This is a genomic window from Streptomyces sp. NBC_00670 (genome assembly GCF_036226765.1).
Classification (GTDB): Bacteria; Actinomycetota; Actinomycetes; order Streptomycetales; family Streptomycetaceae; genus Streptomyces.
In genome coordinates this window covers 5,433,109-5,458,485 of the sequence record NZ_CP109017.1, presented here as the reverse complement: position 1 = coordinate 5,458,485, position 25,377 = coordinate 5,433,109, and the positions used below count along the sequence as shown (strand labels likewise).

Sequence of the window (25,377 nt, the reverse complement as noted above, 5' to 3'; positions counted from 1 at the left end):
CCTTCCCCTGCGGAGTCGCTCAGCCGCCGCTGACCGTCAGGTTGTTGGTGACGAAGTCCAGTCCGCCGGGAGAGGACGTGATCTCGTAGCCGAACTGCACGTCCCCGATGGTCTCGTTGCCGAACCAGCCCTTGGTGTCCTTGATCCACTTCAGGAGGGGCAGGATGTCGACCGTCCCCGAGGTGGAGTTCGAGGTGCGGACGAAGGAGAACACCTCGTTGGCGCCGTTGTTGCCCTTGTAGACGGTCCAGGTGTGTCCGCCGAGCGTCAGGTTGCCCTGCGAGGTGCCGAGCGGGCCGACGGCTCCGGTCCTGTTGACCCAGAGCATGATCTCGTAGTCGTAGTCGGTGTCCCAGATGTCGTACGACGTGTTGTACGCGCCGGACGACGGCACGCTCACGTGGTAGCTGCTGCTGAGCGAACCCAGCGAGGTGATCGACTTGTTGATCACCTTCTTGCTGTTGGGGTACGACTTGATGCCACCGGTGCCCGGGTGGTCCGCCCACACGCCCCAGTTCGTGCCGGAGTTGGCCCAGACGCACTGGCTGCCGGCGCCGGAGCCCCAGATGTTGTTGTACAGCGTGTAGCCGTTCAGCGTGGTGTTGCCCCACTGGTCGCAGGAGTTCCAGACGGCGGCCTGGGCGGGGGCGGAGGCGAGGCCGATGCTCGCGCCGAGGGCGAGTGCGAAAGCCGGTATCACCGTGGTGAGCCGCTTCAGTGTGCGGGTGGGTGCCATGGTCGTCCTTCCATGGGTGGGGGGAGATCTCGGACTTCACTTGTGCGGTGCGGTCACCGCCTCCTCCTCAGGGTGAGGACGCGGTCCTCCCCGGCGACGAGGTCCAGGTCCTCGGCGCCGGAGGGGGTCCTGAGTGCGACACGGCCGGTGCGCGTGGGGCGTACGACGGCGGTGGCGGCCTCGGGGGTCCAGGTCACGTCGACCGCGGCGCCGAACCGGGTGCGGACGCCCCGCAATTCACCGCGCGGGAACGACGCCGGGAGCGCGGGCAGCAGCACCAGCCGGCCGGGGGTGGAGTGCACGAGCATCTCGATCAGCACGGCGGGCAGCGCGTGGGCGGCGTCGGCGTTGTAGACGTCACGGTGGGGGTAGTGCGCGCTCATCAGGGAGGCGTGGAAGTAGTCGCCCCCAAGGACGCGGGCGAGGGCGTCGGCCGTCCGGCCGGCGTCGGCGAGGCGGGCGGAGATCAACGCGTGGTGCAGATGGCCGTGGGCGGAGTCGTTCTCCGTGCCGCGCAGTTCCAGGGCGCGGTGGGCCGCCGCGGCGAGCGCGGGGGTGTCGTACGGGGTGATCTCGTCCAGGGGCCAGACGCCGTAGAGGTGGCTGAGGTGACGGTGGTCGTAGGTGTCGCCGAGGCCGGGGTACGCCCATTCGGCCAGCGCCCCCTCGGCGTTGACCCTGTGGGGCGGGAGGCGGTCGGCGAGCGCCGTCCAGCGGGCCGCGTGCGCCGTGCCGGGGTGGCGGGCGGCGGCCGTGCGCAGCGCGTGGCGGGCCGCGGAGAGGTCCATGGCGGCGTTGAGCGCGCCCCAGCTCCCGCCCGCCGGACGGTTCTCGGGCGAGTAGGACGGGACGACGACCAGGTGCCCGTCGTCGTCCGTGCGGGTGAGGAAGTCCTCGTAGAACCGGGCGACTTCGGCGAGCGCGGCGGTGGTGCGCGGGTCCCGTTCGCCGCGTGTCTCGTCGTGCTCGACGAGGGGGACGAGCAGCCAGTCGGCGCCGGCCGTCCACAGGTGCAGGGGGTACTCGCGGCTGAAGTGGTACGTCAGCCCACAGGCGCCGTCGGTGTGCGAGGGGGCGACCGCTCCCCGGGCGCCGAAGATCACGCGGGCGTTCTCCCGCCAGTCGTCGAACTGCCCGTGGACGAGGCGGGCGTGCGCCTCGGTGACCTCGGGGAGGGCGGCGGCCGCGGCGGAGGCGGTCTGGAGGTTGAGGTTGGCGTTGGTGGTGAACGCGCCGGACCAGGCGGTGTCCCAGTCGCCGGTCCACAGCCCGGTCAGCCGGGGCGGGAGCATCCCGCTCGCGGAGAGCAGGTGGTAGCGGCCGGCGGCGAACAGCCGTTCGAGGAGTGCCGGTGAGGCGGGGCGTGCGAGGAGGACGGAGCCGGGAAGCGCGCGTTCGGTCTCGTCGGCGCCGAGGTCGAGGGTGACGCGGGCGTAGGCGGCGCGGTGCAGGGCGGTGTGCCGGGCGAGGAGGGCGGCGTACGGGGACGCCTCACCCGGCGGATCGGCGACCGCCCGCGACAGCTCCCTCAGCGCCCCCGCCTCCGCCTCCGCATCCGAGTCGCCCGTGTGGCGCCGCACCCGAGTCAGCAGCAGCACCGACTCCGCCGCCTCGACCCGCACCCCCGGCGGTCCCACCGTCGTACGGCCGCCGGTGACGCGGACGACCGTGACGCCGGTGTACCCCTCGTCGCCGTCCGGGTAGCGGGCGCGCAGCGTGAGCCGGGCGCCCCCGGCGGTGAGCGCCGCACCGTGACCGACGCGCAGGTCGGGCGGGGCGCCCGGGAGCCGGTGGTCGAGACCGATGCCGAGGGTGAGGTCCGGCCCGGTGACGTACTGGACGAGCACGTCGTCGGCGCGGGAGACGAACACCGCGCTCTCCCACTCCCCCGCGACCGCCCGGACGACCCCGGTGGCGAAGTCGACCGACCGGCGGTACGGACGAGGGCCCTCCGTGCCCGGCGTCCGCAGCAGCCGGGTCAGGAAGGCCGGGTGGAACGGCCGCACCCACTGCAGCGGGCGCCCGTCGGTGAACGACTCGGCGGCGTACGGGTCGCCCGCGAGGAGCCGGTCCCGCACTTCCCCGAGCCGGTCCGCGAGGTGGGGCGGCCGGGCGTGCTCGGCGCCGTTGGGGCGGACGAGCGTGTGGTGGTTGACGACGACCCGGTCGTCGTACGGGTCGCCGTACACCATGGCGCCGTGCCGGCCGTTGCCGGTGAGGTAGGCGTCCTCCCAGCGGGCGGCGGGGGCCGGCTCCCAGGTGCCGTGCACCGGGCCTTCGCCGGGTGGTCGGCGGGTCATGGGCGCAGCACCGCCACGCCGTACCGTCCGAGGGTGAGGGTGCCCGTGACCGTGGTCCCGGTGAGCAGGTCGTGGTGGTCGCCGTCGGGGAGGGTGACGGTGACCGGTTCGCGGCCGTGGTGGAGCAGGAAGAGCAGGTCGCCGCGGCGGACGGCCTCCACCCCGGCGGGCAGCCCGTCGAGCACCGGGCGCACGCCCGCACCGGCGGTGATCCGGGCGAGCAGGGTGCGCAGCGCCTGCGGTACCGGGAGCGTGGAGACGTACCAGGCGCGCCCGTTGCGCAGCACGGCGGGCAGGCCGTCCAGTTCGCCGCCCCGGTAGGCGGCGACGGTCTCGGCGCCGGGCGCGGCCTGAAGCTCCTCCGACCAGAGCGTGCCGTCGAACCCGTCGCAGGCGGCGGTCTCCCCGGCCTCCAGCGGCCACCACTCGTGCAGGACCCGGATGCCGAACAGTTCCCGCAGCCGGGGGTCCATGCCGCCGGGCCGGACGCGGTCGTCCCGGTCGGTGACGCCGGTGAGGAAGCCGCTGACGAGGGTGCCGCCGGCGCGGACGTATCCCACGAGGTTGTCGACGGCGGTGTCGGTGAGCAGGTGGAGCCGCGGCACGACGACGACCCGGTACGCGGAGAGGTCGTGCTCCGGGTGGGCGAGGTCGGTGGTGACGTGGTTCTCCCACAGGGCCCGGTGCCAGGCGCGCAGTACCCCGGCGTGGTCGACGCGGGCGGAGGGGCGGCCCTCCTGGTCGGCGGCCCACCAGGCGTGCCAGTCGTGCAGGAGCGCCACGTCGGCGGTGACGCGGGAGCCGGTGACGTGCGGGCCGAGCGCGGCGAGGTCGGCGCCGAGCCCTTTGACCTCCTGGAAGCCGCGGCCCTCGGGACCGGCGTGGCCGACCATCCCGGAGTGGAACTTCTCGGCGCCCTGCCGGGACTGGCGCCACTGGAAGTAGCAGACGGCGTCGGCGCCCCGGGCGACCGCCTGGAGGGACCACAGCCGGTTCATGCCGCGCGGCTTGGGATGGTTCACGCCCCGCCAGCTGACCGCCCCGGCCGCCTGTTCCATCAGCATCCAGGGGGCGCCGCCCGCCTGGGAGCGGGTGAGGTCCTGGACGAGGGCGCCCTCCTGCGCGCCGAGCGGGTCGCGCGGGTCCGGGTAGAGGTCGACCGAGACGACGTCCTCCTCGGCCGCCCACCGCCAGCCGTCCTGCCCGGCGAACAGGGGCATGAAGTTGGTGGTGACCGGGAGGTGCGGGGTGTGCCGGCGGACGATGTCGCGTTCGACGAGGAAGCACTTCAGGAGCGCGTCGGAGGTGAAGCGCCGGAAGTCGAGCACGTGTGCGGGGTTCTTCAGGTAGTGGGCGCGGCGGGGCGGGATCACCTCGGCCCAGTCGCCGTAGTGCTGGCTCCAGAAGGCGGTGCCCCAGGCGGTGTTGAGGGCGTCGAGGGTGCCGTACCGCTCGCGCAGCCAGCGCCGGAAGGCGGTCGCGGCCTCGTCGCCGTGGTCGTAGGTGCAGTACTCGTTGCCGATGTGCCACATGGTGAGCGCGGGATGGCCGGCGTAACGGGCGGCGAGGTCCTCGGTGAGGGCGGCGGCGTAGCGGCGGTAGGTGGCGCTGGAGTGGGAGAAGTGCTGACGGGAGCCCCACCACTCGGTGCGGCCGTCCTCGTCACGGGGCAGGGTGTCGGGGTGCAGCCGGCCCAGCCAGGGCGGGGGCGCGGAGGTGGGGGTGGCCAGGACGACACCGATGCCGTGGGCGTGCATCAGGTCCATCAGACGGTCCAGCCAGCCGAACTCACGGGCGCCCGGGCGGGGTTCGATCCGCGCCCAGGAGAAGACACCGAGGGTCACGGAGTTGACGCCGGCGTCCTTCATCAGCCGGACGTCGTCCTGCCAGGTCTCCTCGGGCCACTGCTCGGGGTTGTGGTCCCCGCCGAAGAGGATCCGGCCCCGGGTGACGTCGGCGAGGGAAGGAGCCTGCGGACGAGCCCTCATCCCTTGACCGCCCCCGTCAGCATCCCCTTCTTGAAGTGCCGCTGCACGAACGGCGACAGCACGGCGACCGGCAGCAGCGCCATCACCATGACGGCCATCTGGACGGCCAGACCCGACAGTTCGCCGGTCTTGATGGCCTGGGCGAGCCCGACCGGGGCCTCCTGCTTCTGCACGAGCTGGATCATCACGTTCTGCAGCGGCATCATGTCCTGGTCGTTGAGATAGAGGGAGGCGTTGAACCAGGCGCTCCAGTAGCCGACGGCGTAGAACAGCGTGATCACCGCGATGACCGCGCGGGACAGCGGCATCACGATCGTCCACAGGATGCGCAGGTCACCGGCGCCGTCGATGCGGGCGCTGTCGGTGAGTTCCGGCGAGATGCCGGTGAAGAAGCCGCGCAGCACCAGGATGTTGAAGACGCTGACGGCGCTCGGCAGGATCAGCGCGAGATAGCTGTCGGTGAGGCCGAGGGTCTGCACCAGCAGATAGGTCGGGATGAGACCGGCGCTGAAGAACATCGTGGCCATCAGGAGCAGCAGGATCCAGCGGTGGCCCAGCGAGCCGCCGCGCGAGAGCCCGTAGGCGCACAGGATGGAGACGGCCATCGAGAAGAGCGTGCCGACGAGGGTGACGGCGACGCTGATGACGGCGGCGCGGGTGACCTGGCCGCCGCTGAGCAGTTCGCGGTAGGCGACGAAGGTGATGCCCTTGGGGACCATCACCAGGCCGCCGGCCTCGTCGATGGTCTTCCGGGTGGACAGGCTGGTGACGACGACGATCCAGAGCGGGAAGAGGACGGCGAGACAGGCCAGGGTCAGCACGAGCCCCTTGCCGGCGGCGCCCGCGGCGGTGGGTCCCTCCTCCCAGACCGGCCGGGGCGGCGCGGCCCACCAGTGGGTCCTCTTCACCGGGGCCGGTGCGGCGTCCGTGTCCTCCGGCTCCCATGTCATGGCGGTCACTTCTGGTACACCCCCTGCTCGCCCATGAGATGGGCCACCTTGTTGGCGGCGAGGACCAGGCCGAGGCTGACCACGCCCTTGATCAGTCCGGCGGCGGCCGCGTAGCCGAAGTCCTGGTTGCGCACGCCGTTCCACCACACGAAGGTGTCCAGGACCTCGGCGGCGCCCGGGCCGACGGCGTCGCGTTGCAGCAGGATCTGTTCGAAGCCGACGGTGAGGGCGTCGCCGACGCGCAGCACCAGCAGCAGCGCGATCACCGGGCGCAGCGCGGGCAGCGTGACGTGCCACATGCGGCGCCACCGTCCGGCGCCGTCCATCGCGGCGGCCTCGTAGAGGTCGGGGCTGACCGAGGCGAGGGCGGCGAGGAAGACGATGATGCCCCAGCCGGCGTCCTTCCAGACGCTCTGCCCGGTGATCAAGAACTTGAAGGTGTCCGGGTCGGTCATGACGTCGAGGCCGTCGTACCCGTGCTGCCGCAGCACCTGGGAGAGGAGACCGGCGCCGCCGAAGATCTGCTGGAAGACGGCGATGACGAGTACCCAGGAGAAGAAGTGCGGCAGGTAGAGGATCGCCTGCGCCACCGCCCGCACCCGGGGCCTGAGCACGCTGTTGATGAGCAGCGCCAGCAGGATCGGCAGCGGGAAGAACAGCACCAGCTGGAGGGAGAACAGCACCAGGGTGTTGGTGACCGCGTCCCAGAAGGCCGAGTCGGCGAAGATCCGCCGGAAGTTGTCCAGCCCGACCCAGGGGCTGTGCAGCATCGAGACGACGCCGTTGTCGCTGATATAGGGGTCGTAGTCCTCGAAGGCGACGATGTTGCCGAGGATCGGGACGTAGTCGAAGACCAGGACGAGGACGACGGCGGGCAGCGTCATCAGCAGCAGGGCGCGGTCGCGCCGGAATCTGCGGCGCAGTCCTGGTCCCTTCGGGCGGCGGCCCGTACCGGGTCCGGTGGCGCCGTCGGACGCCACCGGGGTCCTCGCCGGTGTGTCGGCCTCGCTCCTGCTCCGAGGCACCGTGCTGTGCGACACGGCGGTTCTCCTTGCCTGGATCCTTGAGGTGGGTACCGGGTCGGGTCAGTCGGCCGCCGTGCCGTTCTCGTCGAGGATCTTCTTGTACCAGTCGCGGAGCTTGTCGCCGCCCTTGCTCTTCCAGTCGGCGACGGCCTGCTGCATGTCGCCGATCTTCTTGCGACCGCGGACGATGTCGTCCTCCAGCTGCTCGAAGTCGTTGGAGAGGTTGGTCCAGCGGCTGGGCTCGGTGATCGTCATGCCCCAGAAGGAGGACTTCTTCGTGTGGGCGCCCATCCGCTGCTGCCACTCCACCTGGTCCTTGGCGACGTCGGGGAAGTCGGGGTGGGCGGTGGTCGCGGCGGGGCTCGCGACCATCACATAGGCGTTGATGACTTCCTGGTTGCCCTTGTCGTTCTTGACGGGCACACCGTTCTTCACCGTGTAGTGGGTGCCCTCGACGCCGTAGTTGGTGAGCATGTACTCCTTGGTGCCGTACGGGGCGGCGGTGGTGTTGGCGACGGCGAGCACGTCACGGATGACGGACGACGAGGCCTTCTTGTTGACGAAGGCGAAGATGCCGGCCGGTTCCTCGGCCCACAGGTGCGGGTCACCGCCGTCGTGACCGAAGATGTCCATCCCGCCGCACGCGAAGTCCGGGTTCTGGGTGGCCTGTTCGGCGGTGCGGCTGTACCACTGCGAGATGTTCTGGTTGTAGACGAGGAACTCGCCGGCCGCGAACTTGGGGCCGGGGTCGGTGGCGCTGGACTTGCCGAGCCTGGCGTCGGGGTGGACGACACCGGCGGCGAACAGCTTGCGCGTCCACTCCAGGGCCTCGAGGTACGCGTCGGTCTCGATGCGGTAGACCAGCTTGCCGTCGACGAGGTTCCAGCCGAGCGGCTTCTCGCTGCCGGAGAGCACGCCGAAGCTGTTGAACGCCGTCCACTTCATGTCCTGGCAGAACCAGCGCTTGGCCTTGGCGCTGGTGGCCTCCTTGGCCAGGGCGAGGAAGTCGGCGGCCGAGGTGGGGACGTCGTAGCCCTCCTTGGCGAAGATGTCCTCGCGGTACAGCGGCACGATGCCGGTGACGTACGGGGCGGGCTGGGGCAGTCCGCGCAGCTTGCCGCCGAAGATCGAGCGCTGCCAGGCGTCGGTGGGGATGGCGGCGAGGTTGGGGTACTCCTCGACCTTGTCGCCGGAGAGGTACGGACCGAGGTCGGCGAACTTGCCGATGACGGCGCTGGGGATCTTGCCGGTGAGGTTCCAGCTGGGGACGACCACGACGTCCGGGATGTCGCTGGAGGCGAGGACCGCGCCGAGCTTCTGGTCGTAGGTGTTGCCGTCCTGGTTCTCCCAGGCGACGTCGACGCCGATCAGGTCGTTCATCGCCCGGTAGTAGGCGTTGTCGCCCTTGGGCGGGGTGCCCCAGAACGGCGACATGATGGTGACCTTGCCGCCCTTGCCGAGCTTTTTGGGCACCGACGTCTTCAGGTCGGCCACGGCGAGCCTGCTCGTGAAGCCGACCGAGGAACCGTTCCTGGCCGGGATGTCCGGGGACACCACGTTGTGGGCGACGTAGGCCGGCAGCAGCTTCTTCGCGTCCTTGTCCGAGGTGGTGCCGTCGCGCGAGCCGCTGTCCGCGTCGCCGCAGCCGGCGAGCAGCGGCAGGCCCCCGGCGACCGCGGCGGTGGCGACGGCGGTGGAGGCGAGGAAGCTCCTCCGGCTCGGCCCCGGGGCGGCGGGCCCCGAGGCCGTGGGGGCCGGGGCGGGGGCGGTCGGAGTGGCGGCGGCGTTCGACGTCATGGGTCAACCCTTCGTGGCGCACCAGGACACCCGGCGGTGAGCCGGCGGCTGCGGTGTCTTCGGTGGAACTGGCGGAGCCCGAAGCGGTCGCCGGGTGAAGGACGCACGCCAGGCGGCGATCCCGGTAGTCGAAGCGCTTCGATGTGGAGCGAGGTTAAGTGACGGTCCAGGGGTGCACAAGGGTCGGCTCCAAGATTTCCCGGTGCTGTGTGCGGCCAAATCTCCCTCCACCGGGGCTTCTTCGGGAGCTTCGGGAACGGGCTCCGCGCCTCGCGGTGTCTTGACAGGCATCCTCCCGCCCCTCAGCATCGAAGCGCTTCGAATGGGTTCGATCGCGTTCGAAAGCGCCCGGCCGAATAACCAGAGGGAGCAGTACGTGACCCCACAGCCGTCGCCCGTCCCACCCTTCCGGGACGCGCAACTGCCGTTCGCGAAACGCGTCGACGACCTCCTGGCGCGGCTCACCCGTGACGAAAAGGTGTCCTTCCTGCACCAGTTCGTGCCCGCCGTCGAACGGCTCGGCGTCGCCGCCTTCCGCACCGGCCAGGAGGCCCTGCACGGCGTGGCCTGGATGGGCCCGGCGACCCAGTTCCCGCAGGCCGTGGGGCTCGGCGCGACCTGGAACGAGGACCTGGTGCGCCGCGTCGGCGAGGCGGTGTCCACCGAGGCGCGGGCGATGCGCGCCCGCGACGCACGGGTCGGCCTCAACGTCTGGGCGCCCGTGGTCAACCTGCTGCGCCATCCGCTGTGGGGCCGCAACGAGGAGGGCTACTCCGAGGACCCGGCCCTGACCTCGGCGATCGCGAGCGCGTACACCCGGGGCCTGCGCGGCGACCATCCGGTGTACTGGCGCACGGCCCCCGTGCTCAAGCACTGGCTGGCGCACAACAACGAGACCGGCCGGGACGTCACCTCCTCCTCGGTGCGCCCGCGCGTACTGCACGAGTACGATCTGCGCGCCTTCCGCGGAGCCGTCGAGGCGGGCGCGGTGGCCGGGGTGATGCCCGCGTACAACCTGGTCAACGGCCGCCCCAACCACGTCTCCCCGTATCTGCGCGAGCAGTTGCGCACCTGGACCGACGAGGAGCTGCTGGTCTGCTCCGACGCGGGCGCGCCGTCCAACCTGGTCGACTCCGAGCACTACTACGCCACGCACGAGGAGGCGACGGCCGCCGCGCTGCGGGCGGGGGTGGACAGCTTCACCGACCACGGCACCGACAGCACGCGGATCGTGGAGCGGGTGCGGGACGCGCTGGCGGCGGGGCTGATCGACGAGGGCGACCTCGACGCGGCGGTACGGCGGCAGCTCTCGGTGCGGTTCCGGCTGGGCGAGTTCGATCCCGAGCTGGACCCGTACGCGGTCACCGCGCGGGACGGGGGGTTCGACACCCCCGCCCACCGCGCGCTCGCCCGGGAGGCGGCGGAGCAGGCGGTGGTGCTGCTGAAGAACGACGAGCCTCGAGCGGCCGGGCCGAGAAGCGGTGCCCCTCTCCTCCCGCTCGCGCCCGACGTCCGGATCGCCGCCGTCGGACTCCTCGCCGACGAGTGCAAACTCGACTGGTACAGCGGCACGCTGCTCCACCGCTCCACCCCGCTGGAGGGCCTGTACGAGCGCTTCGGCGCCGACCGCGTCGACTTCGCGGAGGGCGTGGACCGGGTCCGCCTGCGCACCTCGGCCGGTACGTATCTGTCGGTGCCGGCCGCCGGGAACGCCGACGAGGAGGCGCTCGGCGCCGAGGGGGCGCTCGACCCCGCGCTGCTCACCGGCCGTACCGACCTCCCGCCGCTCACCGCCGACGCCACCGGCAGCGAACTCGCCCTCGTCGACTGGGGCGACGGCGTGCTGACCCTGCGCGCCCCCGACGGCCGCTACCTCTCCGTCGCGGAGGACGGCTACGTCCGCGCCGCCGCGGACCAGCCGGGCGGCTGGGTGGTGCAGGAGACGTTCCGTCTGGAGCCCCATGGCGCGGGTCACCTCCTGAGGCATCTCGGTACCGGCCGGTATGTGTCCGTCGCCGCCGACGGCGTGAAGGTTGCCGGTCCAAAGGCGGCGGACGGCGAGGTCTTCGAGGTGGTCGTCGCCGAACGCGGCGAGGCGGCGGTGGCCCGCGCCGCGCGGGGCGCCGACGTGGTGCTGGTGTTCGCGGGCAACGACCCGCACATCAACGGCCGCGAGACGGAGGACCGTTCGACGCTGCGGCTCCCCGCGCACCAGGAGCGGCTGCTGGACGCGGCCCGCGCCGCCAACCCCCGTACCGCGCTGGTGCTGGTCTCCTCGTACCCGTACGCGGTGGACGTGGCGGAGCTGCCCGCCGTGCTGTGGACCGCGCACGGCGGGCAGGCGGCCGGCACCGCGCTGGCCCGGGTGCTCGCCGGTGACGTCCCGCCCGCCGGGCGCCTCCCGCAGACCTGGTACGCCGCCGACGCGGACCTGCCCGGACTGCTCGACTACGACATCGTGGGCAGTCGGCAGACCTACCTCTACTTCGAGGGCGAACCGCTGTTCCCCTTCGGGCACGGGCTGTCCTACACGACGTTCTCCTACGACGGCCTGGCGGCGCGGGTCGCCGGGGACGGGCGGGTGACGGTGTCCTTCACGGTCACCAACACCGGCTCACGCGCGGCGGACGAGGTGGCGCAGCTCTACGTCCGCGCCGTGGCGCCGTCCGTACCGCGCCCGCGCCGGGAGCTGGTGGGCCATCGCCGGGTCCGCCTCGAACCGGGCGGCCGGGCCGAGCTGGTCTTCGAACTCCCGCCGGACGCCTTCGCGTTCTGGGACGTGGCGCACGGCCGGACCCGGGTGGAGCCGGGCGCGTACGCACTCCTCGCGGGCGCCTCCAGCGCGGACGTCCGGCTGCGGACGACGGTGGAACTCACCGGCGAGCCGGCCGGACCGCGCCCGGTGCGCGAACGGGGCCTGGACGCCGCAGACTTCGACGAGCAGCGGGGCACGGAGATCGTCGACCGTACGAAGACGTCGGGCGAGGCGGTCGCACCGGTGGGCGGCAGCGAGGGCGAACTGCTCTTCCGCGCCTGCGACTTCGGGCCGGGTGTCACCGGGGTGACGGCGGTGGTGGCGGGCGGCGGGACGGTCGAGGTGGCGCTGGGCGACGGCACTCCGCTCGCGGTGCTGTCGGCCGCCGGGACGACGGCCGACGTGTACGCGTACGCGGAGGTGACGGCGGAGTCCGGGACCGTGCACGGGGTCCATGACGTACGGCTGCGGCTGCGCGGGGCGGTGCGGCTCGCACATGTCGGCTTCGGGGGCTGAGGACTGAGAGTGACGGCCGAGGGCCCGGCGGTCAACCGCCGGGCCCCGAGCCGGTTTCGTCCGGGGGCTCGCTCAGAGCGCGAGGCCCGTGAGGACGAGGACCCGCTCGTAGGTGTAGTCCTCCATCGCGAACTTCACGCCCTCGCGGCCCACGCCGGACTGCTTGACGCCGCCGTACGGCATCTGGTCGGCGCGGTAGGACGGCACGTCGCCGATGACCACGCCGCCGACCTCCAGCGCGCGGTGGGCGCGGAACGCGGCCTGGAGGTCGTGGGTGAACACGCCCGCCTGGAGGCCGTACTTGGAGTCGTTGACGGCGGCGAACGCCTCGGCCTCGCCGTCCACCTTCTGCACGGTGAGGACCGGTCCGAACACCTCCTCGCAGGCGAGGGTGGCGGTGGCGGGCACGCCGGTGAGGACGGCCGGCGCGTACGAGGCGCCCTCGCGCTTGCCGCCGGTGTGCAGGGTGGCGCCGCCCTCGACGGCCTCCTGCACCCAGGCCTCGACGCGCTGGGCGGCGTCCTCGCTGACCAGCGGGCCGACGTCGGTGGCGTCGTCGGTGGGGTCGCCGGTGACCTGGGCCTCGACGGCGGCGACGATGCGCGGCAGCAGCCGGTCGTACACGGCGGCGTCGGCGATCACGCGCTGCACGGAGATGCAGGACTGGCCGCCCTGGTAGTTGGAGAAGGTGGCGATGCGCTGCGCGGCCCGGTCGAGGTCGGCGTCGCTCGCCCAGTCGGCGAGGACGACGGCCGCGCCGTTGCCGCCGAGCTCCAGGGTGCAGTGCTTGCGCGGCACCGAGTCCATGATCGCGTAGCCGACCTTGTCGGAGCCGGTGAAGGAGATGACCGGCAGCCGCTCGTCCTGGACGAGGGCGGGCATGCGGTCGTTGGGCACCGGCAGGATGCTCCAGGAGCCGGCGGGCAGCTCGGTCTCGGCGAGCAGTTCGCCGAGGACCAGCCCGGAGAGGGGGGTGGCCGGGGCCGGCTTGAGGATGATCGGCGCGCCGGCGGCGAGGGCCGGGGCGATCTTGTGGGCGCAGAGGTTGAGCGGGAAGTTGAACGGGGCGATGCCGAGGACGACGCCCTTGGGGAAGCGGCGGGTCAGGGCGAGGCGGCCCTGACCGCCCGCGTCGGTGTCGAGGCGCTGGGCCTCGCCGCCGTTGAAGCGGCGGGCCTCCTCCGCCGCGAACCGGAAGACGGAGACCGCGCGGCCGACCTCGCCGCGGGCCCACTTGACCGGCTTGCCGTTCTCGGCGGAGATGAGCCGGGCGATCTCCTCGGCGCGGTCGGCGAGGCGGCGGGCGACGTGGTCGAGGGCGGCGGCGCGGGTGTGGGCGGGGGTGGCGGCGAACTCGTCCCGGACGGCGTGGGCGGCGGCGACGGCCTCCTCGACGTGGGCGTCGGTCGGCAGGCTGACCCTGCCGACGAGGGTGTTGTCCCAGGGGGAGGTGACGTCGAGGGTGTGCTCGCCGGTGGCCTGGCGGCCGGCGAGCCAGAAGGCGTGGGTGGAGGTCATGGGGCGGGGTGCCTGCCTTCCGGGTCGGGCGGGTGTGGGTTCCTCCGCGGTTGCGCCGCGGGCGGGGTGCGGGTCCACGGTAGGGCTCGGGGGGCGGGGGGTCGTTTGTCCACGGTGGCGGGGTCGGGGGGTGCGGTACGCCGAATCGGTGCGGGTGCTTTTTCCTCGCCCCCGCCGCCCCTACCCGTCCCGTCCTCACAAGGGGCTCCGCCCCTTGGACCCCAGCACGGGGCTTGGCCCCGTTTCGCGCAGTTCCCCACGCCCCTGTCAGGGGCGCGGGGAACTGCGCGAGAAGTCCCCACCCACCCCCAGTTCCCCACCCCCGGGGGGCCTGGGGGCGTCGCCCCCAGGTTCAGGATGGGAAGGGTAGGGGCGGCGGGGGCGAGGAAGGGCTTCAGTCGGCCGGGTCGGACGTGGCCTTGAGGGCGAGCCACAGCTCCATGCGGACGTCGGGGTCGTCCAGGGAGCGGCCCAGGATCTCCTCCACCCTCCGCATCCGGTACCGCAACGTATGCCGGTGCACCCCCAGATCCGCCGCCGCCGCATCCCACTGCCCGTGCCGCGACAACCACGCCCGCAACGACGCCACCAGATCCCCCCGCCCCGTCGCGTCATGCTCGCGCAGCGCCCGCAGCAACCCGTCCGCGAACGCCCGCACCGCATCGTCCGCCAGCAACGGCAGCACGGACCCCGTCGCCATCCGCTCGTGCTCCACGAGCACCCTCCCCCGCCGCCGCGCCACGGACAGCGCCTGCTCGGCCCCCCGGTACGCACCCCCCGCCCCGGTCGGCCCGGCGGGCCCGGACAGCCCCATCACCAGCTCCTCGGCACTCCCGGCGGCGGCCGGCCCCGCCGCGTACTCCGCACACGCCCGCACCCCCGCCCCGCCGTCCACGGCCAGCACGACCAGCCGCCGCCCCTCGGCCCCCTCCGGCACCACGAGCACCGGCTCCCCGGCCCGCGCGGCGGCCGACTCCACCGCCTCGGCGAGCCCGCCCAGCGGATCGCCGGCACCGTCCGCGGCGTCCCCGGACGCCTCGGCGAGGAGCAGCCGGAACGGGGCGTCGAGCAGATCGCCGTACAGGTCCCCGGCGACCGCCCGGGCATGGTCGGGCTCCCCCGCGAGCAGCATCCGCAGTACGGCCGCGCCGATGCGCTGCTCGGCCGCGTGCAGCGAGCGGGAGCGTTCGGTGAGGAGGGTGAGCAGGGCGACCGCGGAGTGCACGGCGTAGCGCTCGGCGGTGCCGGGCGCGGCGGCGGTGCCCACGGCGAGCGCGGCCCGCGGCCGGCGCCCGGTGCCGAGGCTGTGCAGTTCGACGCGGTCCTCGGCGGGATCCTCGCCGCCCTGCCCTCCGGTGACGACGGAGCTGGCGGGCGCGGGCCGCTCGCGCAGCCGTTCGACGTCGGCGGTGAGCCGCCCCGCCCGCCGCCCGGCCCACTCGGGCGCGGCGGCGACGACGGCACCGGAGGCGTCGTACAGCGCGGCCCATCCGTCGACCTGCGCGGCGAGCGCGGTGAGCAGCCCCTCGGGGCCGCCGCCGAGCGCCTGCCTGGTCAGTTCGCGCTGGGCGGCGAACCCGGCGGTGACGGCGCGGTACTGGTCGGCGGCGATGGCCGCGGAGACGGCCTTGCTGATGGCGAGGAAGGGGGTGCGGCGGGGCACCTCCAGCAGCGGCAGCCCCTCCGCGCGGGCGGCCTCGACCAGCGCCTCGGGGGTCCGCTCGTAGTTGACCCCGACCGCGAAACCGAGCCCCACGACCCCCGCGCCCACCAGCCGTCTCACATACCGGCGCATGGCCTCGGGATCCTCCGCGTCCAGCTTGAGCGCGGTGATCAGCAGCAGCTCCCCGCCCTCCATGTAGGGCACGGGATCGGCGAGCTCGCTCACATGCGCCCACCGCACGGGCACGTCGAGCCGCTCCTCCCCCGCACGCACGGTCAGCTTGAGCGCGGAGTGATGGACGAGTGAGGCGAGCGTGGGCGGCATGGGGGCCTTCAGGCGATAGGGGCGCGAGACTGTGTCAATCTGCGGCTGTGCCGCGTGGGCGCCATCTTTTGGGGGTCCGGGAGCGCAGCCCCCGGGGTCGGGAAGGGAAGGGGCGGCGGGGGCGAGAAAAAAGAAAGCTCAGCCCCGCAGATCCACAAGCAACGGCGGCGCATGCTCGCCCCGCACCGTCGCCACCGACAGCACCGCATGCCCCGCGGGGACCTCGTGCGCCAGCTCCGACGCCGACCACCGCTCCCGCTCCACCTTCCTTATGGTCACCGCGTCCGTCGTCACCGCCTTCCCGGTCACCAGTTTCCGCAGTGCGTGGATCGCCCGCGTCATCGGCTGGTCGGCGAAGACCGTGTGCTTGGCCACGTCCCGGGTCTCCACCCACTCCGTGCCCCACGCCTGTGCGAACCGGCTGCCGTCCCACGTCGTCACCCCGGAGAACGCCATCCGGCAGCCGACCGCCCCGTACAGCGGCCCGTGCAGCGCCTCGGGGATGTCCCCGACGGTGCGCAGCGCGAGCACGACGCCCGCGTTCTGGGCGCGCAGCCGCTGGATGCGGCGGACGGAGTCCGCGGTGACGGCGCCGGTCGCGTCGTCGAGCACGAGGCACGCGAAGTGCTGCCGTTCCCCGGCGCGCACGACGGAGGTGAACTGCGCGAGGAGCAGCCGGACCAGCAGCCGGGAGGCGTCCTCGTGGCCGTGTTCGGGCAGCTCGACACGGACCCGCAGCGGGTGGTGGGCGACGGCGCGCAGGGAGAAGGGCCGGGTGCCGGAGCCCGCGCCGAAGAATTCGGCGAAGGCGGGCCGGTCGAGCAGGGCGAGCCGGTCGGCGAGGGCGGGGGCGGGGTCGGCGGGGCTCGTGGCCTGCCGGATCCGTGCCTCCAGTTCGCGCCGCATCACGGCGTGCCCGGGTCCGCCGGAGCCGGCCAGCGCCTCGCGCAGTGCGCCGAGCCCGGCCTCGTCGCCCTCGAGGAGTTCCCGCAGCACCGGCAGCGTGGGGAAGCGGCCGTGCACCGCGCGGTAGGGGCCGAGGAGCTGGGCGAGCGCGGTGGCGGCCCGCCGGGTGTCGACGGCGCCGAGGTCGCCGACCAGCCCCTCGGCGAGGAACGCGGCGGCCTCCTCGGGGTCCTCGCTCTCCGCGTAGGGGTCGAGGTCGTGCACGGAGGCCGGGTCGCCGATGCGCACCACCACGTCGAAGGAGCCGTCCGGGCCGAGCGGGGTGCCGGCGGCGCAGACGGCGACGACCGCGCAGCCGCCGGTGAGCGCCCGCAGCGCGAGGGACTCGACGACGGGCCGGACGAGGTGCTGGGTCTTGCCCGAGCCGGAGGGTCCGACGGCGAGCAGCGAGGTGGCCAGCGCGTCGGGGTCGAGGGCGGCGCCCGCCCCGCGGTAGGGGGTGGGCGTGCGGTCGCGGTCGGTCCAGCGGCCGATGCGGACCTGGCCGTCGAGGACGTCGTGCCGTGCGGTGCGGGCGGGCAGGTCGCGGGCGCCGGACGGGTGGAGCCAGGCGGCGGCGCCCTGGCGCAGCACGGTCTCGGTGAACCGCGCGAGCCGGGTGGCGTCGTAGCGGGCGGTGTCCCAGGCGCGCCGGACGCGGGCGCAGTCGACGTCGGTCATCCGGCCGCCGTGCACCTCGCCGCTGAGCAGGTCGGCGGCCTGGTGCTGTCCGGCGTCCCGCAGTTCGGGCCACTGCGCGGCGGGCCGCTGCACGGGCGCCGGTGCCTGGTCGGGAACACCACCGGTTCCCTGCCCCGACCGTGCCGCGAGCCGTTCCCGCGCGTATCGCCACCAGCCGCCGATCCGGGCGAAGGGCCACAGGACGAGCAGGGTGATCAGCCCGTAGAGGCAGTCGGTGAGCAGGACGGACCGGAAGACCTCGTAGCCGCCGGTGAGGAGGACGACGAGGGAGAAGAGCGGGTCGACGACGGGCAGCGCGTCCCAGCCGACGCCGGGGAAGGCGTCGGGGAAGACGAAGCTGAGCACGGCCAGGGCGCCCAGCGCGGCGAGCAGCGCCCGCGCGGGCTGCGGGCGCCGGGTGACGACGTGCCGGACGATGTCGGGCCAGCTGCCGAGCCGTCCCATGGCGTAGACGAGGACGCCGAAGAACACGCCGTTGTAGACCTCGATGGCCTCCTGTCCCTCGAAGGTCTTCGGCGAGGTGGTGCCGGCCCACCACCAGTCGCCGGGGGTGAACAGCTTCAGCAGCACCCACTGGTAGGGGATGCTGCCGTGCCGCCACAGCGACCACAGCAGGAGGGCGACGACCAGGGGTACGGCGACGCCGACGAGGGTGACGGGCGAGAGCCGCTCGGGGTCCTTGTCCGGGCGGGGCTCCCGGTAGCCGTAGCGGAAGATCCCGGGGGCGGCGGCGGGCCGGGGTGTGTCGAGCCACTCGGCGACGGTGGCCGGCCGCGCAGGCGCCTGCTCGGGCGCGGGCGGTGCCGTGGGCATCGGCGGCAGCGCGGGCGCGGCGTGGGAGGGCTGTGGAACGGGAGGCGGCCCGGCCGGTGGTGGCGGTGTCGCGGGCCGTGGCACGGGACGGGCGTGGGTGCCACGTGCGTCGTGCGTGCCGTCGAAGTCCATCGAGGGTGCCCCCTGGCCGGCTGGTCCATTGTGGTTCTGAGCGTGCGGTTCTGAACGTGCGGTTCTCGAGCGTGGTGCGCGAGGGTGGTTCGCGAGTCAATTTAATGCCCGTACGGAACGAGTCCAGCGGTTACGCGCCAGGCCGCCCCGGGCGGGCGCCCCTCCCGGTCCCGGCGGACCGGCGGGAGCCGGGTGGTGCCGCGGCGCCGTTCCGCCATGTCCACCACGGACAACGGTGGACGCCGACACCGCCCACATGGAGCATGCCCACTCCTGTCCCCCGGACCTAGCCTGCGAAAAAGAGAAAGCGACGCGTCCGCACACCCCCGTCGGAGCAAGACCACCCGGGAGCCCCCCATGACCGCACTTCCGCAGGAACGCCACCTCGCCACGGCCGTCCCCGGCCCGAAGTCGCAGGAGTTGCAGGCCCGCCGCACCGCCGCGGTGGCCCAGGGCGTGGGCTCCACGCTGCCCGTCTTCGTCACCCGGGCCGGCGGCGGCATCCTCGAGGACGTCGACGGCAACCGGCTGATCGACTTCGGCTCCGGCATCGCGGTCACCAGCGTCGGCGCCTCCGCCGAGGCCGTCGTGCGCCGGGCGTCCGCGCAGCTCGCCGACTTCACCCACACCTGTTTCATGGTCACGCCCTACGAGGGCTACGTCGCCGTCGCCGAGGCGCTGGCCGAGCTGACCCCGGGCGACCACGCCAAGAAGTCGGCGCTGTTCAACTCGGGCGCCGAGGCCGTGGAGAACGCCGTGAAGATCGCGCGGGCGTACACCAAGCGGCAGGCCGTCGTCGTCTTCGACCACGGCTACCACGGCCGCACCAACCTCACGATGGCGCTGACCTCGAAGAACATGCCGTACAAGAACGGCTTCGGGCCGTTCGCCCCCGAGGTGTACCGGGTGCCGGTGGCCTACGGCTACCGCTGGCCGACCGGCCCGGAGAACGCGGGCCCCGAGGCCGCCGCGCAGGCGATCGACGAGATCAGCAAGCAGGTCGGCGCGGACAACGTGGCCGCGATCATCATCGAGCCGGTGCTGGGCGAGGGCGGCTTCATCGAGCCGGCCAAGGGCTTCCTGCCCGCGATCCGGCAGTTCGCCGCGGACAACGGCATCGTCTTCGTCGCCGACGAGATCCAGTCCGGTTTCTGCCGCACCGGCCAGTGGTTCGCGTGCGAGGACGAGGGCATCGTCCCGGACCTGATCACCACCGCCAAGGGCATCGCGGGCGGCCTCCCGCTCGCCGCCGTCACCGGCCGCGCCGAGATCATGGACGCCGCGCACGCGGGCGGCCTCGGCGGCACCTACGGCGGCAACCCGGTGGCCTGCGCGGGCGCGCTCGGCGCGATCGAGACGATGAAGGAGCAGGACCTCAACGCGCGGGCCAAGGAGATCGAGGCGGTCATGAAGACCCGCCTGGCCGCGATGGCCGAGAAGTACGAGGTCATCGGTGACGTCCGCGGCCGGGGCGCGATGATCGCGATCGAGCTGGTCAAGGACCGCACCACCAAGGAGCCGCACCCGGAGGCGACCGCCGCGCTGGCCAGGGCCTGCCACGCCGAGGGGCTGCTGGTCCTGACCTGTGGCACCTACGGCAACGTGCTGCGCTTCCTGCCCCCGCTCGTCATCGGCGAGGAACTCCTGACCGAGGGCCTCGACATCATCGAGCAGGCGTTCGCGCGCATCTGAACCGGGATCCACACGTCTGTCGAGCCCACGTCAACGCACGTGAAGAACGTGTGCAAGGTGGATGGCATCCGGGCGATCCGGGTGCCACAGGGCCCACTGCTGCCGTAGGTTCTACCCAGATGAGAGATACACCCCGTCCACGGGGCACCGTGGACGAGTCCCGGCCGCGGCCTTCCCGGCTTCGACCTGGTCGTGCCCTCGCGCACACACCCGGGGCCTCTGGTTCCGGATCTCCTCACCGATCGGATGGCCGCTCGCCCCACACCCCCCGGGGCGGGCGGCACACCGGTCCGGACGGCCGGCCCGGAACCTCCCCCCCCTGTTCCGGGCCGGCCGACCTCTTTCCCGTCACGCCGCTCCGGTTCGCGTCCCTGCTCGCCGTCCCGGCCGTGCTTTTCGCCCTCCTGACCTGGCAGGTCCTCGCCGACGGCCCCCTGCTGCGCGCCGACGCGCGGCTCAGCCGGGCGCTCGTCCACCCCGACCGTCTCTCCGAGCTCCTCTCCGACCTCGGCAACGTCCAGGTCGCCGTGCCGGTGCTGCTGCTGTGCGCGGGGTGGGCCGCGTGGCGACGCCGCGCCAATGGTTCAGACCGGTGGTGGGCGCCGTCCTGCGCGGCGGTACTGCTGATGGCGGCGGTGCCGGTGGTCGTCGTCCCGTTCAAGAACTGGACGGCGCGCCCCGGTACGCCGGCGGTGCCGCCCGGAACGGGGTACTTCCCGTCCGGGCATACGGCGACGGCACTCGTCGCCTACGGTGCGGCGACGTTGCTGCTGCTTCCGCTGCTGGATGCCCGGTTGGCCCGCCGCACGGTACTGGCCGTGTGCGGCGCCCTGACGCTCGGCGTCTCGTACGGGTTGGTGCGGCGCGGGTACCACTGGCCGGTGGACGTTGCGGCGAGTTGGTGTCTTGGGGTGGTGCTGCTGGTGGTCTACGCGCGGGTTGCGTGTGGCTGGTCGCGCAGTTCCCCGCGCCCCTAAAAGATCTGGGCGCGCCCCATGCTTTTAAGGTCGCGCAGTGCCCGGCGCGCTGAGAAGCCCGAGGCACCCCATGCTTTCAAGGGGCGCGGGGAACTGCGCGAGAAGCCCCACCGGCCCGCGGCCGACAACGGACCCAGCCCGCCTCTAGCTGTCGAAGCCCAGGCCCAGACGGTCAAGCGCGCGCAACCACCCGTTGCGCCTCCCCCCGTTGACGTCCGCCCGGGCCAGCGACCACTTCGTCAGGGCGATCCCCGCCCACGCGAACGGCTCGGGCGGGAACGGCACGGGCCGCCTCCGTACCATCTCCAGCGCCGTGCGCTCCGTCCGCTCACCCCCGAGCAGATCCAGCATCACCTGCGCCCCGAACCTGGTCGCGCCCACACCGAGCCCGGTGTACCCCGCGGCGTACGCGACCCGCCCCCCGTGCGCGGTGCCGAAGAACGCCGAGAAGCGGGAGCACGTGTCGATCGCGCCGCCCCACGCGTGAGTGAAGCGCACGCCCTCCAGCTGCGGGAAGCAGGTGAAGAAGTGCCGGGCGAGCCGGGCGTACGTCTGAGGCCGCTGGTCGTACTCCGCGCGCACCCGCCCCCCGTACGGGTAGACCGAGTCGTAGCCGCCCCACAGGATCCGGTGGTCGGCGGTGAGCCGGAAGTAGTGGAACTGGTTGGCGGTGTCCGCGAGCCCCTGCCGCCCCCGCCAGCCGATCGAGGCGAGCCGCCCGGCGTCGAGCGGTTCGGTCATCAGGGCGTAGTCGTAGACCGGGACGGTGTACGGCCGCACCCGGCGCACCAGGCTGGGGAAGACGTTGGTGCCGAGGGCGACCCGCCGGGCGCGCACGCCCCCGTAGGGGGTGCGTACGGCCATGCCCGCGCCGTACTGCTTCAGCGTGAGCGCCGACGTGCGCTCGTACACACGCACCCCCGCGGCGAGGCAGGCCCGTGTGAGCCCCCAGGCCAGCCTGGCCGGGTTGAGGAGGGCGACGCCGCGCGGGTCGTGGAGCCCGGCGAGGAAGGTCGGTGAGTCGACCTGGGCGCGCACCTGCTCGGCGTCGAGGTACTCGGTGCCCTCGTCCAGGCCGCGGCGGCGGGCCTCGGCGTGCCAGGCGCGCAGTTCGGCGGCCTGGTGCGGGGCGGTGGCGACGTCGATCTCGCCGGTCCGCTCGAAGTCGCAGTCGAGGCCGTAGCGGGTGACGGCCTCCTCTATCTCGTCGAGGTTGCGCGCGCCGAGTTCCTGGAGCGTGTGGATCTCGTCCGGCCAGCGGGCGAGGCCGTTGGCCGTGCCGTGGGTGAGGGAGGCGGCGCAGAAGCCGCCGTTGCGCCCGGAGGCGGCCCAGCCGATCTCGTGGCCCTCCAGCAGGACGACGTCGCGGGCGGGATCGCGTTCCTTGGCGAGCAGGGCGGTCCACAGCCCGCTGTAGCCGCCGCCGACGACGAGCAGGTCGCAGTCCTCGGCGCCGGTGAGCGCGGGTTCGGGGTGCGGGCGGTCCGGGTCGTCGAGCCAGTACGGGACGGGCCGGGCCCCGGCGAGGGACCGGGTCCACGGGCCGGTGGCACGGGGGGTCATGGCACCTGGGGCCATGATGTCAACTCCCTACAGGAACACAGTTGTTGTGGGAAGGCAGCGGTCACGCGGTGCGGCGCCTGCGCCGGTTGCCCACGGCCATCGCGCCCAGTACGCACAGCACGGCGACGAGGAACATGGCGGTGCCGATGACGTTGATCTGGACGGGTGTGCCGCGCTGGGCCGAGCCCCAGACGAACATGGGGAAGGTGACGGTGGAGCCGGCGTTGAAGTTGGTGATGATGAAGTCGTCGAAGGAGAGCGCGAAGGCGAGCAGCGCGCCGGCGGCGATGCCGGGGGCGGCGATGGGCAGGGTGACCCGCAGAAAGGTCTGCGCGGGCCCGGCGTAGAGGTCCTGGGCGGCTTGTTCGAGGCGGGGGTCCATCGACAGCACGCGGGCCTTGACGGCGGTGACGACGAAGCTCAGGCAGAACATGATGTGGGCGATCAGGATGGTCCAGAAGCCGAGCTGCGCGCCCAGGTTGAGGAACAGGGTGAGCAGCGAGGCGCCCATCACCACCTCGGGCATGGCCATCGGCAGGAAGATCAGGGAGTTGATGGGGCCGCGCGCCCGGAACCGGTAGCGGACGAGCGCGAAGGCGATCATCGTGCCGAGCGCGGTGGCGCCGAGCGTGGCCCACAGGGCGATCTGGAGGCTGAGCGAGAGCGAGCCGCACATCCCGGCGACGCCGCACGGCTGCCGCCAGGCGTCGGTGGAGAACTCCTGCCAGGCGTAGTTGTAGCGGCCCTGGGGTTTGTTGAAGGAGAAGACGGTGACGACGATGTTGGGCAGCAGCAGATAGCCGAGGGTGAACAGCCCCGCGAGGACGACGAGGTTGCGCCTGAGCCACCGCAGGGGGGTCTTGGAAGCCATCTAGACCAGATCCTCCGTCCCGGACCGTCGGATGTAGAGGGTGACCATGATCAGGATGGCGGCCATCAGCAGGAACGACAGCGCGGCCGCCGTCGGATAGTCCAGGATCCGCAGGAACTGGCTCTGGATGACGTTGCCGATCATCTGGGTGTTGGTGGAGCCGAGCAGTTCGGAGTTGACGTAGTCGCCGCTGGCCGGGATGAAGGTGAGCAGGGTGCCGGAGACGACGCCGGGCATGGACAGCGGGAAGGTGACCTTGCGGAAGGTGGTGAGGGGGGTGGCGTACAGGTCGCCGGCCGCCTCGTGCAGCCGTCCGTCGATGCGCTCCAGCGAGGTGTAGAGCGGCAGCACCATGAACGGCAGGAAGTTGTACGTCAGTCCGCACACCACGGCGAGCGGGGTGGCCAGCACCCGGTGGCCGTCGGTCATGCCGAGCCAGTTGGTGACGGAGAGGACGTGCAGCGAGTCCAGGGCGCCGACGACGGGGCCGCCGTCGGCGAGGATCGTCTTCCAGGCGAGGGTGCGGATCAGGAAGCTGGTGAAGAACGGGGCGATGACGAGGATCATCACCAGGTTGCGCCAGCGGCCCGCGCGGAACGCGATGAGGTAGGCGAGCGGGTAGCCGAGCACCAGGCAGAGCACGGTGGCGGACCCGGCGTAGAGCACCGAGCGCAGGAACTGCGGCCAGTACGCCTGGAGCGCGTCCCAGTAGGCGGCGAAGTGCCAGGTGACCTGGTAGCCGTCCTCCAGGGAGCCGGTCTGCACGGAGGTGGAGGCCTGGTAGACCATCGGCAGCGCGAAGAACACGCACAGCCACAGGATGCCGGGGAGCAGCAGCCAGTACGGCGTCCAGCGGCCCCGGCGGCGCGGGGGTTTCCCGGCGGGCGGCGCGGGGGCCAGGGGCGGGGGCGCCTCGGTGAGGGTGGTCATCGGGCGGCCGCCCCTTCCCCGTCGGCGGCGTCCTCGGCCGTTCCGGCATGCGGCGACTGTGCGGCGTCGAGCCCGAACGTGTGCGCGGGGTTCCAGTGCAGAACGACCTCGGCACCGGGCACCAGCCGGGGATCGCGGTCGATGTTCTGGGCGTAGACCTCGAAGCCGGGGCAGACGGGGCTGTCGACGACGTACTGGGTGGAGACGCCGATGAAGCCGGCGCCGGTGATGCGGCCGGTGACGCGGTTGCGGCCGTCCGGGATCGTGCCCGCCTCGTCGGCGTGGACCAGGGAGATCTTCTCCGGGCGGACCCCGACCAGCACCTTGCCGCCGTTCGTCGTGGGCGCCGAACATCGCGTGCGGGGCAGGAGGAGCTTGCAGTCGCCGGCCTTCACCACCAGGTCGTCGCCGGAGACGGAGTCGGTCTCGGCGGTGATGAGGTTGGAGGTGCCGAGGAAGTTGGCGACGAACGTGGTGCGCGGGTTCTCGTAGAGGTCGGTGGGCGGGCCGAGCTGTTCGACGCGGCCGGCGTTCATCACGGCGACCGTGTCGGCCATCGTCATGGCCTCCTCCTGGTCGTGCGTGACATGCACGAAGGTGATGCCGACCTCGGTCTGGATGCGCTTGAGCTCCAGCTGCATCTGGCGGCGCAGCTTGAGGTCGAGGGCGCCGAGGGGTTCGTCGAGGAGGAGCACCTTGGGGTGGTTGATGAGCGCGCGGGCGACGGCGACGCGCTGCTGCTGGCCGCCGGAGAGCTGGTGCGGCTTCTTGCGCGCCTGCTCGCCGAGCTGGACGAGGTCCAGCATCTCGCCGACCTGCTTCTTCACGCCCTTGATGCCGCGGCGGCGCAGTCCGAAGGCGACGTTCTCGAAGATGTCGAGGTGCGGGAAGAGGGCGTAGGACTGGAAGACGGTGTTCACCGGCCGCTTGTACGGCGGCAGGTGGGTGACGTCCTGCTCACCGAGGTGCACGGTGCCGCTGGTGGGCTCCTCCAGCCCGGCGATCATGCGCAGGGTGGTGGTCTTGCCGCAGCCGGAGGCGCCGAGGAGGGCGAAGAAGGAGCCCTCGGGGACGGTCAGGTCGAGCGGGTGGACGGCGGTGAAGGACCCGTAGGTCTTGCCGATCCCGGTCAGCCGGACGTCGCCGCGCTCACCGGTGTGCGTGTGTGTCGTGGTCATGA

The 25,377-nt window shown here is 72.8% G+C and carries 16 protein-coding genes; 3 read left to right on the top strand and 13 right to left on the bottom strand.

The window, feature by feature from the left end; translation table 11 throughout:
* Positions 1 to 19: 19 nt before the first annotated feature.
* Genes OIE12_RS24345 through OIE12_RS24320 form a run of 6 tightly spaced genes read right to left on the bottom strand, consistent with a single transcriptional unit; the run spans position 20 to position 8,796 of the window.
* Complete coding sequence (locus tag OIE12_RS24345; RefSeq protein WP_329138718.1) at positions 20 to 736, bottom strand: glycoside hydrolase family 12 protein; 717 nt, start codon at positions 734 to 736, stop codon at positions 20 to 22.
* A gap of 53 nt (positions 737 to 789) precedes the next feature.
* Positions 790 to 3,036, bottom strand: a complete 2,247-nt coding sequence (locus OIE12_RS24340) for a glycosyl hydrolase family 95 catalytic domain-containing protein (RefSeq protein ID WP_329138715.1) — start codon at positions 3,034 to 3,036, stop codon at positions 790 to 792.
* On the bottom strand, positions 3,033 to 5,024 hold the full coding sequence (locus tag OIE12_RS24335) for a beta-galactosidase (protein ID WP_329138713.1): 1,992 nt from the start codon (positions 5,022 to 5,024) through the stop codon (positions 3,033 to 3,035). Before OIE12_RS24335 ends, OIE12_RS24340 begins: the two co-directional genes overlap by 4 nt.
* Positions 5,021 to 5,974 carry a carbohydrate ABC transporter permease gene (locus OIE12_RS24330; protein WP_329138710.1) on the bottom strand — a complete coding sequence of 318 codons (954 nt, stop codon included), beginning with the start codon at positions 5,972 to 5,974 and terminating at the stop codon, positions 5,021 to 5,023. The genes OIE12_RS24335 and OIE12_RS24330 overlap by 4 nt, the downstream gene beginning before the upstream one ends.
* Positions 5,975 to 5,979: 5 nt before the next feature.
* Positions 5,980 to 7,014 carry an ABC transporter permease gene (locus OIE12_RS24325; RefSeq protein ID WP_329138708.1) on the bottom strand — a complete coding sequence of 345 codons (1,035 nt, stop codon included), beginning with the start codon at positions 7,012 to 7,014 and terminating at the stop codon, positions 5,980 to 5,982.
* A 45-nt stretch (positions 7,015 to 7,059) separates the two neighbouring features.
* Positions 7,060 to 8,796: an extracellular solute-binding protein gene (locus OIE12_RS24320; protein WP_329138706.1), complete on the bottom strand. Its 1,737-nt coding sequence runs from the start codon at positions 8,794 to 8,796 to the stop codon at positions 7,060 to 7,062.
* A 376-nt stretch (positions 8,797 to 9,172) separates the two neighbouring features.
* Between OIE12_RS24320 and OIE12_RS24315 the strand changes: the two genes are divergently transcribed.
* Positions 9,173 to 12,067 (top strand): glycoside hydrolase family 3 C-terminal domain-containing protein, encoded by a 2,895-nt coding sequence (locus OIE12_RS24315; protein ID WP_329138704.1) that lies wholly within the window; start codon positions 9,173 to 9,175, stop codon positions 12,065 to 12,067.
* Positions 12,068 to 12,139: 72 nt separating this feature from the next.
* Here OIE12_RS24315 and OIE12_RS24310 read toward each other — a convergent pair whose 3' ends face one another.
* From OIE12_RS24310 to OIE12_RS24300, 3 genes are all read right to left on the bottom strand, one after another.
* Positions 12,140 to 13,585 carry an aldehyde dehydrogenase family protein gene (locus tag OIE12_RS24310; protein WP_329138702.1) on the bottom strand — a complete coding sequence of 482 codons (1,446 nt, stop codon included), beginning with the start codon at positions 13,583 to 13,585 and terminating at the stop codon, positions 12,140 to 12,142.
* Between the two features lie 394 nt (positions 13,586 to 13,979).
* Positions 13,980 to 15,572 carry a PucR family transcriptional regulator gene (locus OIE12_RS24305; RefSeq protein ID WP_329138700.1) on the bottom strand — a complete coding sequence of 531 codons (1,593 nt, stop codon included), beginning with the start codon at positions 15,570 to 15,572 and terminating at the stop codon, positions 13,980 to 13,982.
* Positions 15,573 to 15,710: 138 nt separating this feature from the next.
* A complete protein-coding gene (locus OIE12_RS24300) occupies positions 15,711 to 18,164 on the bottom strand; it encodes an ATP/GTP-binding protein (protein ID WP_329138698.1) in 2,454 nt (817 codons plus the stop codon).
* 357 nt (positions 18,165 to 18,521) lie between these two features.
* Here OIE12_RS24300 and gabT point away from each other — a divergent pair, with 357 nt between their 5' ends.
* Together gabT and OIE12_RS24290 are read left to right on the top strand one after the other, a co-directional pair.
* Positions 18,522 to 19,856: a 4-aminobutyrate--2-oxoglutarate transaminase gene (gabT, locus tag OIE12_RS24295; protein ID WP_329138696.1), complete on the top strand. Its 1,335-nt coding sequence runs from the start codon at positions 18,522 to 18,524 to the stop codon at positions 19,854 to 19,856.
* Between the two features lie 389 nt (positions 19,857 to 20,245).
* Positions 20,246 to 20,833, top strand: a complete 588-nt coding sequence (locus OIE12_RS24290; RefSeq protein ID WP_329138694.1) for a phosphatase PAP2 family protein — start codon at positions 20,246 to 20,248, stop codon at positions 20,831 to 20,833.
* 144 nt (positions 20,834 to 20,977) lie between these two features.
* Here the strand turns inward: OIE12_RS24290 and OIE12_RS24285 are convergent, their stop codons facing one another.
* The 4 genes from OIE12_RS24285 to OIE12_RS24270 are packed head-to-tail and all read right to left on the bottom strand — an operon-like array spanning position 20,978 to position 25,375.
* Positions 20,978 to 22,411, bottom strand: a complete 1,434-nt coding sequence (locus OIE12_RS24285) for an NAD(P)/FAD-dependent oxidoreductase (protein WP_329138692.1) — start codon at positions 22,409 to 22,411, stop codon at positions 20,978 to 20,980.
* A gap of 46 nt (positions 22,412 to 22,457) precedes the next feature.
* Positions 22,458 to 23,267: an ABC transporter permease gene (locus tag OIE12_RS24280; protein WP_329138690.1), complete on the bottom strand. Its 810-nt coding sequence runs from the start codon at positions 23,265 to 23,267 to the stop codon at positions 22,458 to 22,460.
* On the bottom strand, positions 23,268 to 24,197 hold the full coding sequence (locus OIE12_RS24275; RefSeq protein ID WP_329138688.1) for an ABC transporter permease: 930 nt from the start codon (positions 24,195 to 24,197) through the stop codon (positions 23,268 to 23,270). It abuts the gene before it with no gap.
* Complete coding sequence (locus OIE12_RS24270) at positions 24,194 to 25,375, bottom strand: ABC transporter ATP-binding protein (protein ID WP_329138686.1); 1,182 nt, start codon at positions 25,373 to 25,375, stop codon at positions 24,194 to 24,196. The genes OIE12_RS24275 and OIE12_RS24270 overlap by 4 nt, the downstream gene beginning before the upstream one ends.
* Between the last annotated feature and the right edge of the window lie 2 nt (positions 25,376 to 25,377).

Excerpts from the sequence above, each read along its gene's own strand:
- OIE12_RS24345 (WP_329138718.1), bottom strand. The coding sequence starts at position 736 with ATGGCACCCACCCGCACACTGAAGCGGCTCACCACGGTGATACCGGCT.
- OIE12_RS24340 (WP_329138715.1), bottom strand. The coding sequence starts at position 3,036 with ATGACCCGCCGACCACCCGGCGAAGGCCCGGTGCACGGCACCTGGGAG.
- OIE12_RS24335 (WP_329138713.1), bottom strand. The coding sequence starts at position 5,024 with ATGAGGGCTCGTCCGCAGGCTCCTTCCCTCGCCGACGTCACCCGGGGC.
- OIE12_RS24330 (WP_329138710.1), bottom strand. The coding sequence starts at position 5,974 with ATGACATGGGAGCCGGAGGACACGGACGCCGCACCGGCCCCGGTGAAG.
- OIE12_RS24320 (WP_329138706.1), bottom strand. The coding sequence starts at position 8,796 with ATGACGTCGAACGCCGCCGCCACTCCGACCGCCCCCGCCCCGGCCCCC.
- OIE12_RS24310 (WP_329138702.1), bottom strand. The coding sequence starts at position 13,585 with ATGACCTCCACCCACGCCTTCTGGCTCGCCGGCCGCCAGGCCACCGGC.
- OIE12_RS24305 (WP_329138700.1), bottom strand. The coding sequence starts at position 15,572 with ATGCCGCCCACGCTCGCCTCACTCGTCCATCACTCCGCGCTCAAGCTG.
- OIE12_RS24300 (WP_329138698.1), bottom strand. The coding sequence starts at position 18,164 with ATGGACTTCGACGGCACGCACGACGCACGTGGCACCCACGCCCGTCCC.
- gabT (WP_329138696.1), top strand. The coding sequence starts at position 18,522 with ATGACCGCACTTCCGCAGGAACGCCACCTCGCCACGGCCGTCCCCGGC.
- OIE12_RS24285 (WP_329138692.1), bottom strand. The coding sequence starts at position 22,411 with ATGGCCCCAGGTGCCATGACCCCCCGTGCCACCGGCCCGTGGACCCGG.
- OIE12_RS24280 (WP_329138690.1), bottom strand. The coding sequence starts at position 23,267 with ATGGCTTCCAAGACCCCCCTGCGGTGGCTCAGGCGCAACCTCGTCGTC.
- OIE12_RS24275 (WP_329138688.1), bottom strand. The coding sequence starts at position 24,197 with ATGACCACCCTCACCGAGGCGCCCCCGCCCCTGGCCCCCGCGCCGCCC.
- OIE12_RS24270 (WP_329138686.1), bottom strand. The coding sequence starts at position 25,375 with ATGACCACGACACACACGCACACCGGTGAGCGCGGCGACGTCCGGCTG.